This is a genomic window from Pseudonocardia sp. TRM90224, assembly GCF_021245725.1.
In the GTDB taxonomy this organism is placed as follows: Bacteria; Actinomycetota; Actinomycetes; order Mycobacteriales; family Pseudonocardiaceae; genus Pseudonocardia.
Genome location: NZ_JAJGSX010000019.1, coordinates 138,673 through 157,193, shown reverse-complemented (window position 1 = coordinate 157,193; position 18,521 = coordinate 138,673). Strand labels below are relative to the sequence as shown.

General features: G+C 67.4%; 15 protein-coding genes. 13 read left to right on the top strand and 2 right to left on the bottom strand.

The features are described 5' to 3' along the window. The first annotated feature begins 7 nt into the window (after nucleotides 1-7). Genes LL648_RS24900 through LL648_RS24885 form a run of 4 tightly spaced genes read left to right on the top strand, consistent with a single transcriptional unit; the run spans nucleotide 8 to nucleotide 5,950 of the window. Nucleotides 8-1,177 carry an acyl-CoA dehydrogenase family protein gene (locus tag LL648_RS24900; protein WP_232665119.1) on the top strand — a complete coding sequence of 390 codons (1,170 nt, stop codon included), beginning with the start codon at nucleotides 8-10 and terminating at the stop codon, nucleotides 1,175-1,177. Beyond that, on the top strand, nucleotides 1,174-3,213 hold the full coding sequence (locus LL648_RS24895) for an acetate--CoA ligase family protein (protein WP_232665118.1): 2,040 nt from the start codon (nucleotides 1,174-1,176) through the stop codon (nucleotides 3,211-3,213). Before LL648_RS24900 ends, LL648_RS24895 begins: the two co-directional genes overlap by 4 nt. Further along, the gene (locus tag LL648_RS24890; RefSeq protein WP_232665117.1) at nucleotides 3,204-4,790 is read left to right on the top strand and encodes a 5-guanidino-2-oxopentanoate decarboxylase; all 1,587 of its coding nucleotides are present in this window, start codon (nucleotides 3,204-3,206) and stop codon (nucleotides 4,788-4,790) included. Before LL648_RS24895 ends, LL648_RS24890 begins: the two co-directional genes overlap by 10 nt. Continuing rightward, nucleotides 4,787-5,950, top strand: coding sequence for a Glu/Leu/Phe/Val dehydrogenase dimerization domain-containing protein (locus LL648_RS24885; RefSeq protein ID WP_232665116.1), 1,164 nt, complete (start codon nucleotides 4,787-4,789; stop codon nucleotides 5,948-5,950). The genes LL648_RS24890 and LL648_RS24885 overlap by 4 nt, the downstream gene beginning before the upstream one ends. Nucleotides 5,951-6,031: 81 nt before the next feature. Here the strand turns inward: LL648_RS24885 and LL648_RS24880 are convergent, their stop codons facing one another. Then, complete coding sequence (locus LL648_RS24880; protein WP_232665115.1) at nucleotides 6,032-6,931, bottom strand: DUF222 domain-containing protein; 900 nt, start codon at nucleotides 6,929-6,931, stop codon at nucleotides 6,032-6,034. Nucleotides 6,932-7,175: 244 nt separating this feature from the next. Between LL648_RS24880 and LL648_RS24875 the strand changes: the two genes are divergently transcribed. From LL648_RS24875 to secA, 8 genes are all read left to right on the top strand, one after another. Next, complete coding sequence (locus LL648_RS24875; protein ID WP_232665114.1) at nucleotides 7,176-7,628, top strand: NUDIX domain-containing protein; 453 nt, start codon at nucleotides 7,176-7,178, stop codon at nucleotides 7,626-7,628. Between the two features lie 54 nt (nucleotides 7,629-7,682). Then, nucleotides 7,683-8,324 (top strand): dTMP kinase, encoded by a 642-nt coding sequence (locus tag LL648_RS24870; RefSeq protein WP_232665113.1) that lies wholly within the window; start codon nucleotides 7,683-7,685, stop codon nucleotides 8,322-8,324. Between the two features lie 55 nt (nucleotides 8,325-8,379). Next, complete coding sequence (gene mtrA / locus LL648_RS24865; protein ID WP_232665112.1) at nucleotides 8,380-9,057, top strand: MtrAB system response regulator MtrA; 678 nt, start codon at nucleotides 8,380-8,382, stop codon at nucleotides 9,055-9,057. Nucleotides 9,058-9,067: 10 nt separating this feature from the next. Continuing rightward, nucleotides 9,068-10,888, top strand: coding sequence for an MtrAB system histidine kinase MtrB (gene mtrB / locus LL648_RS24860; protein ID WP_232665111.1), 1,821 nt, complete (start codon nucleotides 9,068-9,070; stop codon nucleotides 10,886-10,888). A 29-nt stretch (nucleotides 10,889-10,917) separates the two neighbouring features. Beyond that, on the top strand, nucleotides 10,918-12,633 hold the full coding sequence (locus LL648_RS24855) for an LpqB family beta-propeller domain-containing protein (RefSeq protein WP_232665110.1): 1,716 nt from the start codon (nucleotides 10,918-10,920) through the stop codon (nucleotides 12,631-12,633). 33 nt (nucleotides 12,634-12,666) lie between these two features. Further along, a complete protein-coding gene (locus tag LL648_RS45365) occupies nucleotides 12,667-13,560 on the top strand; it encodes a ComF family protein (protein ID WP_232665109.1) in 894 nt (297 codons plus the stop codon). 99 nt (nucleotides 13,561-13,659) lie between these two features. Next, complete coding sequence (gene hpf / locus LL648_RS24845) at nucleotides 13,660-14,283, top strand: ribosome hibernation-promoting factor, HPF/YfiA family (protein ID WP_232665108.1); 624 nt, start codon at nucleotides 13,660-13,662, stop codon at nucleotides 14,281-14,283. Nucleotides 14,284-14,464: 181 nt separating this feature from the next. Beyond that, the gene (gene secA, locus LL648_RS24840) at nucleotides 14,465-17,383 is read left to right on the top strand and encodes a preprotein translocase subunit SecA (RefSeq protein WP_308190398.1); all 2,919 of its coding nucleotides are present in this window, start codon (nucleotides 14,465-14,467) and stop codon (nucleotides 17,381-17,383) included. Between the two features lie 41 nt (nucleotides 17,384-17,424). Here secA and LL648_RS24830 read toward each other — a convergent pair whose 3' ends face one another. After that, nucleotides 17,425-17,898: an Rv3235 family protein gene (locus LL648_RS24830; protein ID WP_232665107.1), complete on the bottom strand. Its 474-nt coding sequence runs from the start codon at nucleotides 17,896-17,898 to the stop codon at nucleotides 17,425-17,427. Between LL648_RS24830 and LL648_RS24825 the strand changes: the two genes are divergently transcribed. Beyond that, nucleotides 17,882-18,499, top strand: a complete 618-nt coding sequence (locus tag LL648_RS24825; RefSeq protein WP_232665106.1) for a MarR family winged helix-turn-helix transcriptional regulator — start codon at nucleotides 17,882-17,884, stop codon at nucleotides 18,497-18,499. The genes LL648_RS24830 and LL648_RS24825 overlap by 17 nt on opposite strands. Nucleotides 18,500-18,521 lie beyond the last annotated feature (22 nt).

Here is an 18,521-nt window from a genome sequence, read left to right as displayed (position 1 = left end):
GAAGACCATGACCCGCACGCTCCGCGACGGCATCGACCTGACCACCGAGCAGCGCGAGTTCGTCGCGTTGGCCCGCGACTTCGCCGCAGCCGAGATCCGGCCGCGCGCCCGAGCGGTCGACGACGCCGACGTCGAGAGCCCGCTCGACCTGTGGGCGGCCGCCGCCCGACTGGGCATCACGTCGTTCATGCTGCCGGCCGAGTACGGCGGCGGCGGGGTCACGGACATGGTCACGCAATGCCTCGTGCAGCAGGAGCTCTGCCACGGCGACATCGGGATCGGGAACCTCCTCACCTCGAACGGGTTCTTTGCAGCGCCGATCGAAGAACTTGGAACCGATGAGCAGAAGAAGCGCTGGCTGACCCCCCTCACGGGCGACGATCCGCCGCTGACCGCTCTCGCGGTGACCGAGCCGGGAGTCGGGTCCGACGCCGCCGGCCTGCAGACCCGCGCCGTGCGCGACGGTGACCACTACGTGCTGAACGGCCAGAAGGCGTGGATCTCCAATGCCCCGTACGCACGCTGGATCGTCATCTTCGCGACGGTCGACCCCACCAAGCGAGCCCGCGGGGTCACGGCGTTCGTGCTGGACAAGGACATGCCCGGGCTGACCGTCGGCAAGCCGATGACGAAGATGGGGCAGCGCGCCATCGTCAGCGCCGAAGTGTTCCTCGACAACGTCCGCGTTCCGGTCGAGAACCGGCTGGGCGACGAAGGTCAGGGCTTCTACGGACTCATGCGCACCTTCGACGCATCGAGGATCCTGATCGGGGCCTCGACGACGGGCCTCGCCCGGGCCGCTCTGGATGCGTCACTGGAGTACGCGAAGGCGCGCGAACAGTTCGGGAAGCCGATCATCCAGCACCAGGCTGTCGCGTTCCGGCTGGCCGACATGGCCACCCGGGTCGACGCCTCCCACCTCCTGACCATGCGCGCAGCGCGCCTCTACGACACCGGTGTGCCGGTTGCGGCCGAGTCGGCGATCGCGAAGCTGACCGGATCCGAGAACGCAATGTGGTGCACGTGGGCCGCGCTCCAGACCCACGGCGGCTGGGGCTACTCCCGCGAGTTCCTCCTCGAGAAGTGGATGCGCGACGCGAAGCTCGAAGAGATCGAGGAAGGAACGTCCGACATCCAGCGCCTCATCATCTCCCGGTCGCTGGCCGGATCCGCATGACCGACGGGCTTCGGGTCTTCTTCGACCCCCGCTCGGTTGCGGTCGTCGGCGCGTCGGGCGACCCGTCGAAATGGGGCTACTGGCTCGCTCGGGGCGCCCTGCGCGGCAGCGACAGACGACGGGTGCACCTGGTCAACCACAGGCGCGCCGTGATCGAAGGGACCTCGTCGGCTGCATCCTTGCGTGACCTGCCCGAGGTGCCCGAACTCGTCGTGCTGAGCACACCGGCCGAGACGGTCCCCGCCGTCGTCGACGAGGCACTCGAACTCGGGGTCCCCGGTTTCCTCGGCATCACCGCAGGCATCGAGGGCGAAGCCGATCTGGCCACGCGGATCCGTGCGGCTGGCTCCAGGATCATCGGCCCGAACTGCCTCGGTCTCTTCGACGCCACCACAACCCTCGAGCTCGCATGGGGGACGTTCGCTCCCGGCTGCCTCGGGGTGGTCTCGCAATCCGGTCAGTTGGGCCTGGAACTGGCCGGCCTTGCGGCACGAGCCGGCCTGGGTGTGTCGAGGTTCGTCTCGGTCGGCAACCAGATCGACGTCACCGCGACCGAGGCTCTCGAGGACCTCGTCGGGCACGCAGCGACGAAGGCGGTCGTCGTGTACCTCGAAGGCTTCGCGGACGGCCGCGGATTCGTCGCGACGCTCGACCGACTTCGAGAGGCCGGCAAGCCCGTCATCGTTCTGACCGTCGGAGCTAGCGAGGCCAGCCGGGCCGCCGCCCGTTCCCACACCGGTGCGCTGACCGCGACCGCCGCCGTCGTCGACGCGGCGTGTCGCGCGGCCGGCGCGATCCTGGTCGAGACACCTGCGCAGGCGATCGACCTCGCCCACCTCCTCGTCGGCAACCCACTACCGCAGGGCCGGAGAGTTGCCGTCGTGAGCGACTCCGGTGGACACGGCGCGATCGCAGCCGACGTGCTCGCCCGAAACGGTCTGACTGTTCCTCGACTGTCCGAGGCAATAGCGTCCGACCTGAGGAACCAGCTGCCGTCCGGAGCTGCCGTAGCCAACCCCATCGATCTCGCAGGCGCCGGCGAACAGGACCTCGGCACCTACGCACGTGTCGTCGAGCAGCTCCTGCAGAGCAGCGAGGTTGACGCCGTCCTGCTATCCGGTTACTTCGGCTCGTACGGCGCGGACACCCCGGCACTGGTCGAACGGGAACTCGAAGTAGTGAAGTCCCTCGCCGGCGCCCAGCGCGAAACCGGGCGGCCGATCGTGGTCCACAGCATGTGCACCGACTCGCTCGCGGTCGATTCCATGCGGGCCCTCGCCGTCCCGACCCTCCACACGATCGACGCCGCCGCGAGGTCGCTGGGGCTCGCGGCGGAGCTGTCCGACCGAGGAAGAACCGGCCGACCACCTCAGCAGCCCGAGCACGCCACCATCACCGGCACCCCGCCTTCAGGCTATCTCGGTGCGCTCGACCTGCTGGCGTCCGAGGACATCGTGTTCTGCTCGGTCCACGTGGTCGAGAACGTCGACCAGGTCGTCGCGGCGGCGCATCTTCTGACAGCTCCCTACGCCCTCAAGGCTGGATGGATCGACCACAAGTCCGACGTCGGAGGCGTTGTTCTCGACCTGCCGGACGCCGACACCGCCGCCGCCGCGTTCACGGAGATGGAGGACCGATTGGGTCCGGGCGCCTACGTGCTCGAGGAGATGGACACCCGGCCCGGCGTCGTCGAGCTGATCGTCGGGGGCCACATGGACCCGTCGTTCGGCCCGGTCGTCCTGGTCGGGCTCGGTGGTGTGACAGCCGAGTTGTACCGCGACACCCAGACTGCGCTGGCCCCTGTGTCGATAGTGGAGGCACACGGGATGCTGCGCCGGCTCCACGGCCACGTGCTGCTCGAGGGCTGGCGCGGAAGACCGGCAGCCGACATCGATGCCGCCGCCCGCGCAGTTGTGGCCGTCTCCCGGATCATCGCGGAGTACCCCCACATCCAGGAATGCGAGATCAACCCGCTGCGGGTTGCTCCCGACGGCGCGATAGCCGTCGACGCGCTGGTGGTCGGCCAATGGTCGTGACGGGTGGGCGTGCGCTAGTAGCCGCACTGGTCGCGCATGGCGTCGACACCGTTTTCGGAATCCCCGGAACGCACAACCTGGAGATCTACCGGCACCTCGCTGAGTTCTCGGTTCGGCACGTCGGCGTACGGCACGAGCAGGGCGCCGGCTACGCCGCCGACGGATACGCCCGCGTCTCGGGCCGCCCAGGCGTCGCCGTAGTGACCACCGGGCCTGCCGTCCTCAACGCTGCAGCGGCTGTCGGCCAGGCCTGGTCTGACTCTGTCCCGCTGCTTCTGGTCTCACCTGGCGTGCCCCTGCGGCATCCTGCACTCGGCAACGGACTTCTCCACGAAACCCGTGATCAGAGTGCAGCGCTGGCTCATATAGCGGCATACAGCCACCGCGTCACGAGCGTCGCCGAGATTCCCGTTGCGGTCGCCCAAGCCTTCTCATCGATGACCACGGGCCGACCTCGCCCGGTGCACCTCGAAGTACCGCTCGACATCCTCCTCGAGGAAGGGACCGCACCTGTTGTCGTTCCAGTGTCGATGTCGCCGTCCACACCGTTGGACGAGAAGGTTGCCGAAGCCGCTGACAGGCTCGAGAGGGCCGAGCGCCCGGCGATCATCGTCGGAGGCGGAGCCCGCGGAGCCGTCGAACCGGTCAGAGGGTTGGCGGAGCGGCTCGGTGCCCCGGTTGTCACGACGACCAACGGTAAGGGCGTCCTCGCCGAGGACCACCCGCTCGCGCTCGGAGCGGGTATCCACCTCCCCGCCGTCCGCGCGCTCGTCGAGGAATCCGATGTCGTCCTCGTCATCGGAAGTGAGCTGGCATCGTCCGATCTCTGGAACGGACCCCTACCTCTCGCGGGGAAGCTCATCCGCATCGACATCGACACTGCCGCAATCGTCACCAACGCGATCCCGGATGTTGCCGTGGTCGGAGACGCGACCGTCGTCACGCAGGAGCTCTGCCGGCGGCTTGGGCCGCGTGCGGCCGATTCGTCGGCGAGCAGAGCCGCAGGCCATCGAGAGCAGAAGCGTGTCCAAGCCGCTGCACAGGGCGCTGAATGGATGGAAGTCGTCGACGCACTCGCAGCGGCAATGCCTCGTGACGCGATCGTCGCCGCTGATAGCGCCATGGTCTGCTATTACGGAGCCCTGGCCAATCTGCCAGTGCATCGTCCGTCCGGATTCCTCTACCCGACGGGCTACGGCACGCTCGGATACGGCCTCCCAGCCGCCATCGGCGCCAAGGCAGCGTTGCCGGATGCCCCAGTGATGGCGTTGCTCGGCGACGGTGGCGTGATGTTCACGGTTGCCGAACTGGCCTCAGCCGCGACTCGACGGATACCGCTGCCGGTCGTCATCGTCGACAACGGCGGGTATGGCGAGATCCGGAACGAGATGGTCGACCGGACCGATCCCGTCCACGCAGTGGACCTCGATTCGCCGGACTTCGCCGCACTTGCCGTCACGCTCGGCTGCATCGGGGTCACCCCGGCCGACCCCGAAGGGCTCACCGCTGCAGTCGAGAAGGCCTTCGACGCCGACCGGCCGACCGTCGTACATGTTCGTCACAGGAGAATGTCGTGAGCCTTCTCGAGATCACCTGGACCGATCCCGTCACGGGACGCCATGGCTATGTAGTGATCGACTCCTTGATCGGGGGCATGGCGAGCGGTGGGCTACGCCTTCGCGCTGGTTGCACACTCGACGAGGTGCGTGGCCTAGCACAGGGAATGGCCCGCAAGGAGGCGATCGTCTACGACCCTCGCGACCGGTATCAGCCGTTCGGCGGGGCGAAAGGCGGGATCGATGTGGATCCCCGCGATCCCGAGGCTTCCGCCGTGCTGCGGAGATTCATCGCTGCAGTTCGGCCGGTGATCCGCGAGCAGTGGAACACGGGGGAGGACTTCGGCGTGCGGCAGGAGCTGCTCGACCAGATCGCAGCCGAGCTGGGGCTCGAATCAACGGTCGAGGCGGTGTTCTCTCGGATCGAGGATGCCGCAGAGGCACGCACTCGACTGGCGGCAGGCTTCGCTGTGGACGTTGATGGCATCGGCCTTGCTGACTTGGTAGGCGGCTTCGGAGTCGCTCAAGCGGGTCTGTCGATGCTTCGCAGATCTGGGCTCGACCCGGCAACTGCCACCGCGGTTGTGCAGGGGTTCGGCTCCATCGGCGGCGCTGCAGCGCGCCATCTCGCGGCCAGTGGGGTCCGTGTCGTAGCCATCGCGGATCGGGAAGGCCTGATCCGAAATGACGCAGGTCTGGATGTCGAAGCCTTGCTCCGGTCGCGGGACGGCCTGGGAGTGGTCGACCGCGGTCACCTCCGGCCCGACGACGAAAAGGGCGATAGGGACGACTGGCTCGCCGTTCCGTGTGACCTCCTCGTCCCGGCTGCCATGTCGTATGTGATCGACCGCGCCGCCGTCGACAGAATGACCGCTCGGATCGTCGTCGAAGGTGCGAACATGCCGACGCTTCCGGACGCGGAGACCGCGCTCGCCGCACGGGGCGTTCCCGTTGTCCCGGACTTCCTCGCGAACGTCATGACGAACGCATGGTGGTGGTGGGTGGTCTTCGGAGATGTCGCCCCTGATGCCAGTTCGGCCTTCGAGAAGATTGCCGGAACGATGAGTCGATTGGTCGAGACGGTCGCGAACGAAGCCGCGACAACCGGGGTGAGCCTTCGCGAAGCTGCGCAGACTCTCGCCGATCGCAATGCTGCGGCTGCGAAAGCACGCCTGATCTGATGGAGATACGGCTCCTCTGCGCTGCGTGAGATTCCCTCCGTGGAGTGGCGCTGTGGTCGATGATGCGGGAGTCAGGCCTGACTAGTTGGAATTTGCAGTGCCTTTGCTGCGATGTGACGTACGAGCGCGTCTTCCGTTGCGCTTTCGATCGCGCCGTTTCCGGTCCACATCGTGCCGGATCGTGGCCCTGTCGCGACGGTTGGGGGGTCGACGTCGGAGTGCTTCGGCGCAGAACCTACCGAGAACCCGGGCCCGCCTCTGAGCGATCGTAGTGGTGCTGCCGCCTACATGAGGTTCCGCATGTGTGTCAATGAACGTCGTGATGGTCGAGAACATCTCAGCATCGTCCAACCGGGCGGTGATCGTGCCGCCCGGCCGGTCGAAGTGGGGCGTGATGGTGAGCTCGTTCGTCTCTTTGCGAGAGCAGCCATGGTTCGAATCGTCGGGCTCCGGCAGGGAGCTCGTGAGGAGCCGTCGGCCCCAGTTCCGCAGGTGAGCAGGGGTAGACAAGCCGGCCTGCGTGGCGAGTTGGGACTCGACGTTCGCCCATGTCGAAGCGCTGAGCTGCTCTGCCGATCGGCTGTGAAGCAACGTGACGATGACCTGGACGTGGCGTAGGCCCAGTCTTCCGGTTGCGAAGCCATCGGCTGTGGCTGGAAGTCTGGGAGGGGTGGTTGTGCCGTCCGCGGTGACGTCGGCATTCAGATGAACGGCGGCAGTCACGAATAGGCGAGCTTCGGCTCGGTCGATGCCTAGTAAATCGCCGATCTGCGTCGTCATCAGGATGCGGTTGCGTCGGGCGAACCCGCCACTTCTGACAAGTGCCTCCGCGACTGCAGCGACAGTGATCCTGTCGAGTTCGCGGCGAGCGTCATGGGCGGCTTCTAACGTGTCGAGCGGTGCGTCTGTGGTGATCTGCTTCAGCTCGCGGAGAGCGGCATCCAGATGACTGCGGACGTCGGATGAGCTTCGAGATGTCATGCATCCATATTAGAGGAACGTATGTTCGAGTGCTCGTCCGTTCAGTCGTTCAGTCGAGTGTTCGGCACGTTGAGGCAGGGAGTGGAGCAAGATGAACGTATGGTCGTTCCATCATTGATGCGCCGTTCGAGATGAAAGTCAAGGGTTGTCGTCCACGATCAGCTCATCAGAAAAGCACGGCACTAACCTTCATGAGTTGTCCACTGGCTGGGCCACCCAGCCGTGAGCGACCTACGCTGAGTTGGTGCTCTTCCCTGCGGGTGATGGCGACGGCTGGACTCACTGCGCGCTCGGCCATCGCCACTGGGGACTGTTCGGAGCCGCCGGCCTGCTGCTCTGGCATGGTGACGCGGTGCTGCTCCAGCACCGAGCGGTCTGGAGCCACCACGGCGGAACCTGGGGAATTCTGGGCGGTGCGCGGAACCAGGATGAGACCGCGGAAGCGGCGGCGCAGCGCGAGGCTGCTGAAGAAGCCGGTCTGCACCGGGATGCGTACGAGTTGATCGGCAGTTTCGTCGACGATCACGGGGGTTGGGCGTACACGACCGTCGTCGGGCGGGCGGCGACGGCGCTGCGGCTGGCCGCCTTGACCGAAGAGACCATCGAGGTTCGTTGGGTCCCTGTGTCCGAGCTGCGTTCGTTGCCGCTGCACCCGGGATTCGCCGCCACCTGGGACGTCGTCAGCGCGCTGTCATGAGGAGACACGGGCCAGCAGGTTGTGGCGCGGGACGGATGGCTTACTGTGCGCGCCGTGGGTCGGCTGGTTGTCATCGAAGGGTTGGACGGGGCTGGTAAGCGCACGCTCTCGGACGCCTTGAGCGGCGAGTTCGCCGAGCGGGGTGCGCGAGTAGCCCGGTTCGCGTTCCCGCGATACGACGCCGATGTGCACGCCGAGCTGGCCAGGGAAGCACTCTACGGGCATCTCGGTGATCTTGTGGATTCCGTGTACGGAATGGCTGCGCTCTTCGCGTTGGACCGCCGTGCGGCTGCCCCGCAGATGCGCGCCGCCATCAACGAGCACGAAGTCGTACTGGTCGACCGTTACGTCGCTTCGAGCGCCGCATACTGCGCTGCTCGCCTCCGCCAGGATGCCGACGGCCCGTTCGTGGAATGGCTTGAGGCGTTGGAGCTGGCGAGGTTCGGCGTACCCGTACCTGATCACCAGATCCTGCTCGCTGTGCCCCGTGACGTTGCTGCGGAGCGCGCAGCGCGTCGGGAGCGGACCGAGCCTGGTCGCGGTCGCGATCTTTACGAGTCGGACGACGGTTTGCAGCGGCGTACGGGGGAGATCTACAGCCAACTTGCATCCCGCAGTTGGCTCTCGCCCTGGGCGGTCGTTGACGGCGCGGCCGAACCGGATGCCGCTGCATTGGCGAAGCGGCTGCTCGGATAGCAGAAACTCGCACCTCGCGGGCGTACCTCCCGCGTGTAATGGGATGCTGGCGGGCATGAAGTCGCGCGTACTGGTGGTCGATGACGACCCGGCGTTGGCCGAGATGCTGACGATCGTGCTGCGGGGTGAGGGATTCGACACCGCGGTGGTCGGCGACGGCACGCGTGCGCTGCCGGCTGTGCGAGAGCTGCGCCCGGACGTGGTGCTGCTTGACCTGATGCTCCCAGGCATGAACGGCATCGATGTCTGCCGGGCCATCCGGTCCGAGTCAGGTGTGCCGATCGTGATGCTCACTGCGAAGAGCGACACCGTCGACATCGTGCTCGGACTGGAGTCGGGTGCCGACGACTACGTCGTCAAGCCGTTCAAGCCGAAGGAGCTGGTCGCGCGGATCCGCGCCAGAGTTCGACGCACGGAGACCGAGCCTGCGGAGCAGCTGTCGATCGGCGACGTCACCATCGACGTTCCCGCTCACCAGGTGGAACGGGGTGGCACCCAGATCGCGCTGACCCCGCTGGAGTTCGACCTGCTCGTGGCGCTGGCCAGGAAGCCGCGCCAGGTCTTCACCCGAGAGGTGCTGCTGGAGCAAGTGTGGGGCTACCGCCATGCCGCCGACACACGCTTGGTCAACGTGCACGTCCAGCGGCTCAGGTCGAAGGTTGAGCGCGATCCGGAGCACCCGGAGGTCGTGCTGACGGTCCGCGGTGTGGGGTACAAGGCCGGCCCTCCGTGATGGCCTGGACATGACTGCTGTCCCGCTCGCTGAGCGGGCCCGGCAGGGCGTCGCGCAGGCTCGCCAGCTCGGTGTCGAGCTGTCGGAGGCGTTCAATGCCGTTTGGCGCCGTTCGCTGCAGCTGCGCGTCGTGATCAGCACGCTGGCGCTCTCGACGGCTGTGGTGATCGTGTTGGGGTTGATCCTGCAGACGCAGATCGCGGCGCGGGTGCTCGACACCAAGGAGGCCGACACCGTCAACCGTGCGAACGCCGCCCGAGTCCTGATCGAACGCGAGCTGGCCAGCGTCGATCCGGAGCGCGAGGACGCGATCGGCAACCTCAACAACGCGCTCGACCGGCTCACGAACGCGAGTTCGGACGACCAGGGCGGCCATTCGGCGGGAGAGTTCCGCGCCGTGCTGGCCAGCGGCGGTCACAACGGCAAGGAACCGATCGCGTCGGGCCCCATCGCGGATGTGCCGGACGATCTGCGGGCTGTCATCGTCGAGGGCACGCAGTCGCGGAAGTACACAACCACCTTGGACGGAAGTATCGAGGTCCCCACGCTCATCGTGGGGCAACCGGTGCGCACTGCCAACGGCGAGCTTGAGTTCTACCTGCTGTTCCCGCTCAGCTCGGAGCAGCGCACCTTGGGCCTCGTGCAGAGCACCCTCATCGTGGGCGCACTGATCCTCCTCTTGCTGCTTGCCGGCATCGCGAGCATCGTCACCCGCCAGGTCGTACGTCCGATTCGACAGGCTGCGGAGATCGCGGAACGGTTCGCCGACGGCCACCTCGACGAGCGGATGCCCGTCCAGGGCGAGGACGAAGTCGCACGGCTCGGTGAGTCCTACAACGAGATGGCGAGCAGCATCCAGACCCAGATCCGCCAGTTGGAGGAGTTCGGCGCCCTCCAGCGCCGTTTCACGTCGGATGTCAGCCACGAGCTGAGGACGCCGCTCACCACGGTTCGAATGGCGGCCGACGTGCTCTACGCGTCGAGGGAGCACCTGCTTCCGGCGCTTCACCGCAGTTCGGAGCTCCTCGTTGCGGAGCTGGATCGGTTCGAGGCGCTCCTCGCTGACCTGTTGGAGATCAGCCGGCTGGACGCAGGTGTTGCCGAGCTCGGCGCGGAGCGGGTCGACATGCGCGGCGTCGTCGAGCGTGCGGTGGAGGCGGTGCGCGGGATCGCGTCCGACTCGGGGACGGATCTGGAGCTCGATCTGCCGGTCGGGATCTACGCTGAGGTCGATCCCCGACGCGTCGAGCGGATCGTGCGCAACCTCGTGGCGAACGCCGTGGACCACAGCGAGACCCAGCCCGTCCAGGTCGTTCTCCGCGCCGACGACCGGGCCGTTGCGGTTCTCGTCCGTGACCATGGAGTCGGTCTGCGGCCGGGCGAGGCGGGGCTGGTCTTCAATCGTTTCTGGCGCGCGGAGGAGTCGCGCGCCAGGCGCAGCGGCGGCAGCGGGCTCGGGCTGTCGATCGCATTCGAGGACGCAAAGCTGCACGGTGGTTGGTTGCAGGCTTGGGGGCGCCCGGGCCACGGCGCGACGTTCCGGCTGACCTTGCCACGCGAGACAGGTGATCTGGTCGAGTCGAGCCCGCTGCCGCTGCGCCCTGACGACGCGGCGGGTACTGAAGAGCCCGAACATGCGCCGGGCGGCTCGGTGCCGACCCCGCCGCTGGGTACGCCGCTGACGACGAAGCGCGCCGTCGCGGAAGGCGCCGAGCTCGGCTCGCCCGTCGAAAGCGGCGGGTCAGCCATAGCGAGGGGTCAAGGCGGGGAGGTCGAGGGATCGACGCTTCCGCACCGGATAGGGGATGTCACCGCCGGCGGTGCCAGATGAGAGGGCGTGCGGCGAGAGCTGTAGTCCTCTTGCTGATCGTCGCCAGCGCGGCGGGGTGTGCGAGCGTGCCGGAGAGTTCGCCCGTCGAGGTCATCCGACGGATCAGCGACGGCGAGGACGCCGCACCGCCTCCCGGCCCGGCCGCTGACAGCAACCCGCTCGATCTGGTTCGCGACTTCGTCACGGCTTCGGGCAGCAGCACCGACAATCATGGCGTTGCGCGGCGTTTCCTCACGTCAGAGGCGCAGTCCTGGGACGACACGGCGAGCGTGACCGTCCTCGATGGCCAGATCGACACGATCCCCGCTCCGAGCGGGCCACCGGGCGTCCGCGATCCTGATGCCACGCCGACGATCACCATCCGGATCCGCGGCAACCAGATCGGCCGCGTCACGTCGTCCGGCTCCTTCGAACCTGCTCGGCAGGACTTCGTCGCGGACGTCGACGTCGTTCAGCGCGACGGCCAGTGGCGGATATCGGCGTTGCCCGCGGGTGTCGTGATCCCCCTCCTGATCTTCAAGGACAACTACCGGGCTGTCAGGACATGGTTCGTCGATCCCACGCGGAGACTCGTGGTCCCCGACATCCGCTACATCCCGGCCGTTCCGGCTCGGGCCCAGGCGGCCAGGGTGATGGACCTGTTGCTTGCTGGGCCGTCGGGGGCGTTGCAAGGAGCAGCGACCACACAGTTCGCACAAGGGGTTCGGCTGCGCTCCAACGTCGCTGTAGGCCCCGACAACGCTCATGTCGTCGATCTCACGCGGACCGGTGAGCTCAACGACGATGAGCGAAGACTGCTCGCGGCGCAGGTTGTGCTGTCGCTTGCCGAGGTCAATGTGGCGAGGGTGCGACTGCTCGTCGACGGTGAGCCGCTGGTGCCGGGGAAGACGGAATGGACACGCGATGATGTCGCGGCTCTGTCCGCCGAAACACAGCCGCGAGCGGACGTGCCCGCTCTGGTCGTGACCGGCGGCAAGGTCGGTGATCTGAACGCTCCGGTGCCTGGCTCGGTGCTGCCCGGAGCTTTCGGCAACGGGTCGTACTTCGCGGAATCGGCCGCGTCTTCGCTCGACGGGCAGCGTCTCGCTGTTGTCATCAGCACCCCACCCAGCCGAACGCTGCTACTCGGCGGCATCGCCGAGGGCGGCCGCATCGAGCCGGTGGCGCTGAACCCGTCGACGATGTCGAGGCCTACGTGGACGCCGACCGGGAACGAGGTGTGGACCGTCCTCGATTCGAGCACCGTCGCCCGCGTCGTTCTCGACAACGCAGGAGTTGTCCGTACGGACCGGGTGAACGCCGACGAGCTCACAACGCACGGGCGGATAACCGACATGCGGCTGTCACGGGACGGGATGCGGGTCGCCGCCGTGGTTGCGGGTCGTCTCTACTCCGCGGCTGTCGCCCGCAGTGTCGACGGCGAAGTCGCGATCCGGAACGTCCGAGTACTGCCCCCCGCGCTGGGAACGGTCGTCGGGGTCGACTGGCGTGCCTCGGACTCCCTGGTCGCCATCACCGGTGGGCCGGAGGCGGCGGTGGTACAGGTGGCGGCCGACGGGCTGCAAGACACACCGGTCATCAGGAACAACCTCACGCCGCCGTTCAAGGCGATCGCTGCTGTACCGAACCGATCCATGCTGGTCACCGATGACTCTGGGATCTGGAGCTTTTCCGGCGGAGAACAGGATGCCTGGCGACAGGTCCTCGGGAACGCCCGTGACGCCGTTCCGCTCTATCCCGGCTGACTGCGACACTTATCCACAGCATGTGGATGAGCCGTGTGGGATGTGGATAACTTGGCTCACCCTGCCGCGTCGATCGAGAAGCTCGCCGACCATGGTCGTATGCCCCGTCGCGGTCCGACCCTGTCCGAGTACGTGCTCGCGCTCCTCGATCTGCTGTTGCCGATCGAGTGCGCGGGATGCGACGAGCCCGGGATCGACTGGTGTGCGCGTTGCGTACTGCAGGTGCGGAGCCCGGTGTGGCCCGTTGCTCCGCGAGACCTGTCCGTCCGGGCCGTCGGGCACTACAGCGGGCCGCTGCGTCTTGCGCTGCTGCGTTTCAAGGAGCGGGGGAGGCGCGACATCGTGCGTCCTCTGGCAGCCCTCATGGCCGAGCAGCTGGACGCTGCAACGGACGGCGTCGCGGAGCAGGGCATCTGGCTGGTGCCTGCGCCGTCGCGACGAAGTGCCGCACGCAAGCGAGGTGGGGACCACATGCTGCGGCTGTGTCGGCGCATGGCTGCGGAGCATCGCGGGGTCATGGTCGCCGACATGCTGCGGCTCGGTCGTGGCGTGCGCGACTCGGTAGGGCTCGACGCGGCAGAACGCGCTGCGAACCTCGAGGGGCGAATCGTGGTCAGGGCCGGCAAACGGCCGCCTGAAGGGGCCGAGATCGTCCTCGTCGACGACGTGGTGACGACGGGGGCGACGCTGCGGGCATGTCGTGCCGCGCTAGAGACCGTTGGCATCGGTGTGCAGAGGGCGCTCGTCCTCTGCGATGCCACCCAAGGCAAGGACGATCATGAAGCCAGCGTGGAATCCTACCGAAGTTCGAGCGACATCGGTATGTCGTTCAGCGCATCCACCCAGGTCGGGGTCAGTGGGCTCAAGGGGCTGTTGTCGATCCGTGATGCAGGTTACGGTGCTCGGCATCCGCAGCGCCCAATCTGAGGGCTTCTGATCAGGAGGAATCGATCGAGCGCGCGGGGGTGGGAGTCCCCGGGCGCAGTCTGCAACGCCAACCCGACGCTGAAAGCGAGGGAAGTCTGCGTGGAGATCGTCGTCACCGGCCGTAACGTCGAGGTTCCGGAGCACTTCCGGGTCCATGTCGCCGAGAAGGTCGCTCGTCTCGAGCGATACGACCACAAGATCGTCGGCATGGAAGTCGAGCTCTTTCACGAGCGAAACCGACGGCAGTTGAAGAACTGCCAACGCGTCGAGATCACGGGGCGTGGCTGCGGTCCCGCCGCACGTGCCGAAGCCTGTGCACAGGACTTCTACGCGGCGCTCGACGCCGCCGTTGCCAAGCTCGAGGCGCGCCTGCGCCGCACCCACGACCGTCGCCGCATCACCGGTCGGCGCGCAAGGGTCATGGCCGGCAGGGGGTCCGCCACCGCGGTCCTCGACGAGGCGCCGCCGATCGAGGACATCGACGTCGACATACCTGGCCCGCGCGCTCACGACGAGTACCTGCCAGCCGACGAGCCGCTGCCCGGCCGTGTCGTCCGTCGCAAGGTGCACACCGCCGACCCGATGAGCATCGACGACGCCTTGTCGCGCATGGAGCTCGTCGGTCACGACTTCTATCTGTTCGCCGATGTGGAGAGCGGTGAGCCATCCGTCGTCTACCGGCGGAAGGGTTACGACTACGGCGTGATCCGGCTCGCTCGGTAGCTGCGCCCACACCGACCCGACCCGGGGCGGCGATCGTTCCTAGCGGAACGGTTGCCGCCCCTTCGGCGTTGTGACGTAAGGAGAGTGGTGCTTCGCTACCCTGGGACGGCAACGTGCCGTCGCGTGGTGTGCTGTGGCGTCCACCGACATACCTGACAGCGATCGTGAATGAGGTCGACCCGTGCCGCTTCTGAACCGTCTGCTCCGTGCTGGTGAGACGAAGCTGGTGAAGCAGCTGGCCGGCTACGCAACGCAGATCGACAAGCTGGAGCCGGAGTTCCGGAAGCTCAGCGACGAGGCGTTGCGCGGCATGACCGAGGAGTTCCGGCAGCGCTACGACGACGGTGAGTCGCTCGACGACCTCATGTTCGAGGCCTTCGCGACCGTCCGCGAGGCCGCGCGGCGCACGCTGGGACAGCGGCCCTTCAAGGTTCAGCTGATGGGTGGCGCGGCGCTGCACCTCGGCAACATCGCGGAGATGAAAACGGGTGAGGGTAAGACCCTGACCTCCGTTTTGGCCGCGTACCTCAACGCGATCACCGGCGAAGGTGTCCACCTCGTCACCGTCAACGACTACCTGGCGAAGCGCGACGCCGAGAAGATGGGCCGCGTCCACCGCTTCCTGGGGCTCACCGTCGGTGTGATCCTTTCGGAGATGCCGCCCGCGGAGCGTCGTGAGCAGTACGCCGCCGACATCACCTACGGCACGAACAACGAGTTCGGCTTCGACTACCTCCGCGACAACATGGCCTGGAACAAGGCCGACATGGTGCAGCGCGGGCACAACTTCGCCGTGGTCGACGAGGCCGACTCGATCCTGATCGACGAGGCGCGCACACCGCTGATCATCTCCGGTCCCGCTGAGCAGAGTGCCCGCTGGTACCAGGAGTTCGCGCGGATGGCGCCCCTGCTCAAGCGCGACTTCCACTACGAGGTCGACGAGCGGAAGCGGACCGTTGGCGTCACCGAGGAAGGCGTGACGTTCGTTGAGGACCAGCTCGGCATCGACAACCTCTACGAGGCGGCGAACACCCCGCTCGTCGGTTACTTGAACAACGCTCTGAAGGTCAAGGAGCTGTTCAAGAAGGACAAGGACTACATCGTCCGCGACGGGCAGGTCCTCATCGTCGACGAGTTCACGGGGCGTGTCCTGCCCGGCCGTCGCTACAACGAGGGCATGCACCAGGCCATCGAGGCCAAGGAAGGGGTGGAGGTGCAGGCGGAGAACCAGACGCTTGCCACCATCACCCTGCAGAACTACTTCCGCCTCTACAAGAAGCTTTCCGGGATGACCGGAACGGCGCAGACCGAGGCGGCGGAACTGCACCAGATCTACAAGCTCGGTGTCGTGCCGATCCCGACGAACCGTCCGATGGTCCGCAAGGACCAGTCCGACCTCATCTACAAGACGGAAGAGGCGAAGTTCGCCGCGGTCGCCGCCGACATCGCGGAGCACCACCGGGCGGGTCAGCCCGTGCTCGTCGGCACCACCAGCGTCGAGAAGTCCGAGTACCTGTCGAAGCTGCTCGTTCGCCTCCAGGTCCCGCACGAGGTGCTCAATGCGAAGCACCACGAACGGGAAGCCGCGATCGTCGCGCAGGCCGGCCACGCCGGCGCGGTGACGGTCGCGACGAACATGGCGGGTCGAGGTACCGACATCGTGCTCGGCGGGAACCCCGAGTTCCTCGCTGACCTCGACCTGCGTGCACGTGGTCTCGATCCTGTCACTACGCGCGAGGACTACGAGGCGGCGTGGGACGGCGTCCTCGCGATGATGACGGAACACGTCGCCGCGGAGGCCGAGGAGGTCAGGAACGCCGGCGGGCTGTATGTCCTCGGCACCGAGCGCCACGAGTCCCGTCGCATCGACAACCAGCTGCGTGGACGTTCCGGACGCCAGGGCGACCCGGGTGAGTCCCGGTTCTACCTGTCGCTCGGTGACGAACTCATGCGCCGGTTCAACGGCCAGATGATCGAGTCGATCATGGTCCGGATGCGGGTTCCGGATGACGTCCCGATCGAGGCCGGCGTCGTGACGAAGGCTGTTCGCAGTGCGCAGACGCAGGTCGAGCAGCAGAACTTCGAGATCCGCAAGAACGTTCTGAAGTACGATGAGGTCCTCAACAAGCAGCGCACCGTCATCTATGACGAGCGCAGGATGGTGCTCGCCGGCGAGAACATCCAGCAGCAGATCGCGAACATGCTCGAGGACGTCGTCAACGCCTACGTCGACGGCGCGACGTCCGAGGGTTACGCGGAGGACTGGGACCTCGACAAGTTGTGGACGGCGCTCGGGACCCTGTACCCCGTCGGGTTCAGATGGCAGGAGCTCGCCGGTGACGACGTCGACGATGCCGACATCGACACGAGCGACCTCACCCGTGACGTGCTCGCGGACGCAGTTCTCGGCGACGCCAGGGACGCCTACGCCGCGCGCGAGGCCGAGATCGACGAGATCATCGGCGCGCAAGGCGGGATGCGTGAGCTCGAACGGCAGGTCCTCCTGCAGGTCATGGACCGCAAGTGGCGTGAGCACCTCTACGAGATGGACTACCTCAAGGAGGGCATCGGGCTGCGTGCGATGGCGCAGCGCGACCCGCTGATCGAGTACCAGCGCGAGGGCTACGACATGTTCAGCGCGATGCTCGAGGGCATCAAGGAGGAGACCGTCGGCCACCTGTTCAACGTGCGGGTGCAGGCTGCGGAGCCGCCTCCGCAGGAGGCGCCGACGCAGCAGGTTCCGGTTCAGCCTGCTCCGGCCCAGGCGCCGGCGGCGGCGGAACGGCCCGCCATGCGCAAGGAGCGGCGGCCCGAGGACGCGGTTTCGTCGACCGGTAGGCACGCGGCTGTCACGCCTCAGGCCGAGCAGCAGAGCGTTCTGCCGGCTGCTTACCGCGGTTCCGCGCCGTCGGATCTGAGCTACAGCGGGCCGGCTGAGGATGGCAGCGCCACGCGCTCGCGGTCGGGCAACGGTGGGCAGCGCGCGGAGGGCGGGGGAAACCGTGCCGCGCAGCAGCCGTCGCGCAACCGGCCGTGCCCTTGCGGGTCGGGCCGTAAGTACAAGCAGTGCCACGGTTCGCCGACAGCGGCACGTCCCTGAGCGCAGGCCATCAGGCCAGACCCTGACCCGACCGGCCCGCTTCAACCGAGTCGCAGGGCCGTGCATCGCCACCGGGCGCCAGGCCCGGTGGCGCGGTCGAACCGTGCCGCCAGCGCACGGATTCGACCGTCGATGACGCACACCGCTGTGGCCTCGACGACCGCGGAGCTCGGTAGCTGGACCAGGAGCCGCTTGACACGTGCAGGTGCTCGGGGGCGTCGCTGCTGGGCCAGCGCCCTCCAGTAGTGGAGGGCGTCGAGCTCGAAGAACGGATGCAGCTGCGACGCCGGTCTTCTCCGGTCGAGCACTTCCATCGCCAGTCGCATCACGACGGCGAGCTCCCGGTGTGCCGCTGCGTGCTCCTCAGCGGACACCTCCGTCACGACATCCGCGGTCGGCGGTGGGACCGCGATGACGATTGGCCAGGTGGGCCGGGTCGGCGGCTCGTAGTTCATGCGCCGCACGCGGGGCGGCCGGGGGCGGGGAACGGACGGGGTGGTGGAAGGTGCGGCCATCGTCGAAGCCTGGGCGCGCCGGCCGCCTGGCGTGGTCGGGCCGGTCAGTCAGCCCGTCAATGGTATGGAGCCTGACGGTCCCGACTCGTACGGTGGTCACGTGACCGGCGGAGAACGTGGAGCCGACGTGGGGATTCTTCCACTGGATCAGCTCCTCACCCGAGCAGGCGCCGCCGTCGGCCGGCTCCGTGCGCGGACGATCGCCGAGCACGGGCTCAGCGCCACCGCCCTCGGCGTGCTCTCAGCGCTCAGCCGCGAGCGAGCGCTCTCGCACCGGGAGCTCGCCGCTCGTCTCGGTGTCACGCCGGCGACGCTGACACCGGTGGTCGAGTCGCTCGCTGCCGGCGGCGAGCTGGTCAGGAACCGGGACAGCGGCGACCGCAGGATCGTGCGGCTGTCGGCGACCGACGCCGGCCGAGCACGCCTGACCGCTGTGTCCGCAGAGGTCTCTGCCACGATCGAAGGGTGGCTGCCGCAGCCACCGGCGGACCTGGAGCTTCTGCTTCGTGGGTATCTGTGCGCTGTGGTCGAGGCGACCGGTAGCACGTCGCCACGCTACGAAGACGGACCGCGTCAGGACGGCGCGGAAACGAACGGGTGAACGGATTGCGCGGTCTGATCAT

What these genes read in the sequence shown, in the direction of transcription:
- LL648_RS24900 (WP_232665119.1), top strand. Translation starts at nt 8, where the DNA reads ATGACCCGCACGCTCCGCGACGGCATCGACCTGACCACCGAGCAGCGC.
- LL648_RS24895 (WP_232665118.1), top strand. Translation starts at nt 1,174, where the DNA reads ATGACCGACGGGCTTCGGGTCTTCTTCGACCCCCGCTCGGTTGCGGTC.
- LL648_RS24890 (WP_232665117.1), top strand. Translation starts at nt 3,204, where the DNA reads ATGGTCGTGACGGGTGGGCGTGCGCTAGTAGCCGCACTGGTCGCGCAT.
- LL648_RS24880 (WP_232665115.1), bottom strand. Translation starts at nt 6,931, where the DNA reads ATGACATCTCGAAGCTCATCCGACGTCCGCAGTCATCTGGATGCCGCT.
- mtrA (WP_232665112.1), top strand. Translation starts at nt 8,380, where the DNA reads ATGAAGTCGCGCGTACTGGTGGTCGATGACGACCCGGCGTTGGCCGAG.
- mtrB (WP_232665111.1), top strand. Translation starts at nt 9,068, where the DNA reads ATGACTGCTGTCCCGCTCGCTGAGCGGGCCCGGCAGGGCGTCGCGCAG.
- LL648_RS24830 (WP_232665107.1), bottom strand. Translation starts at nt 17,898, where the DNA reads ATGGCCGCACCTTCCACCACCCCGTCCGTTCCCCGCCCCCGGCCGCCC.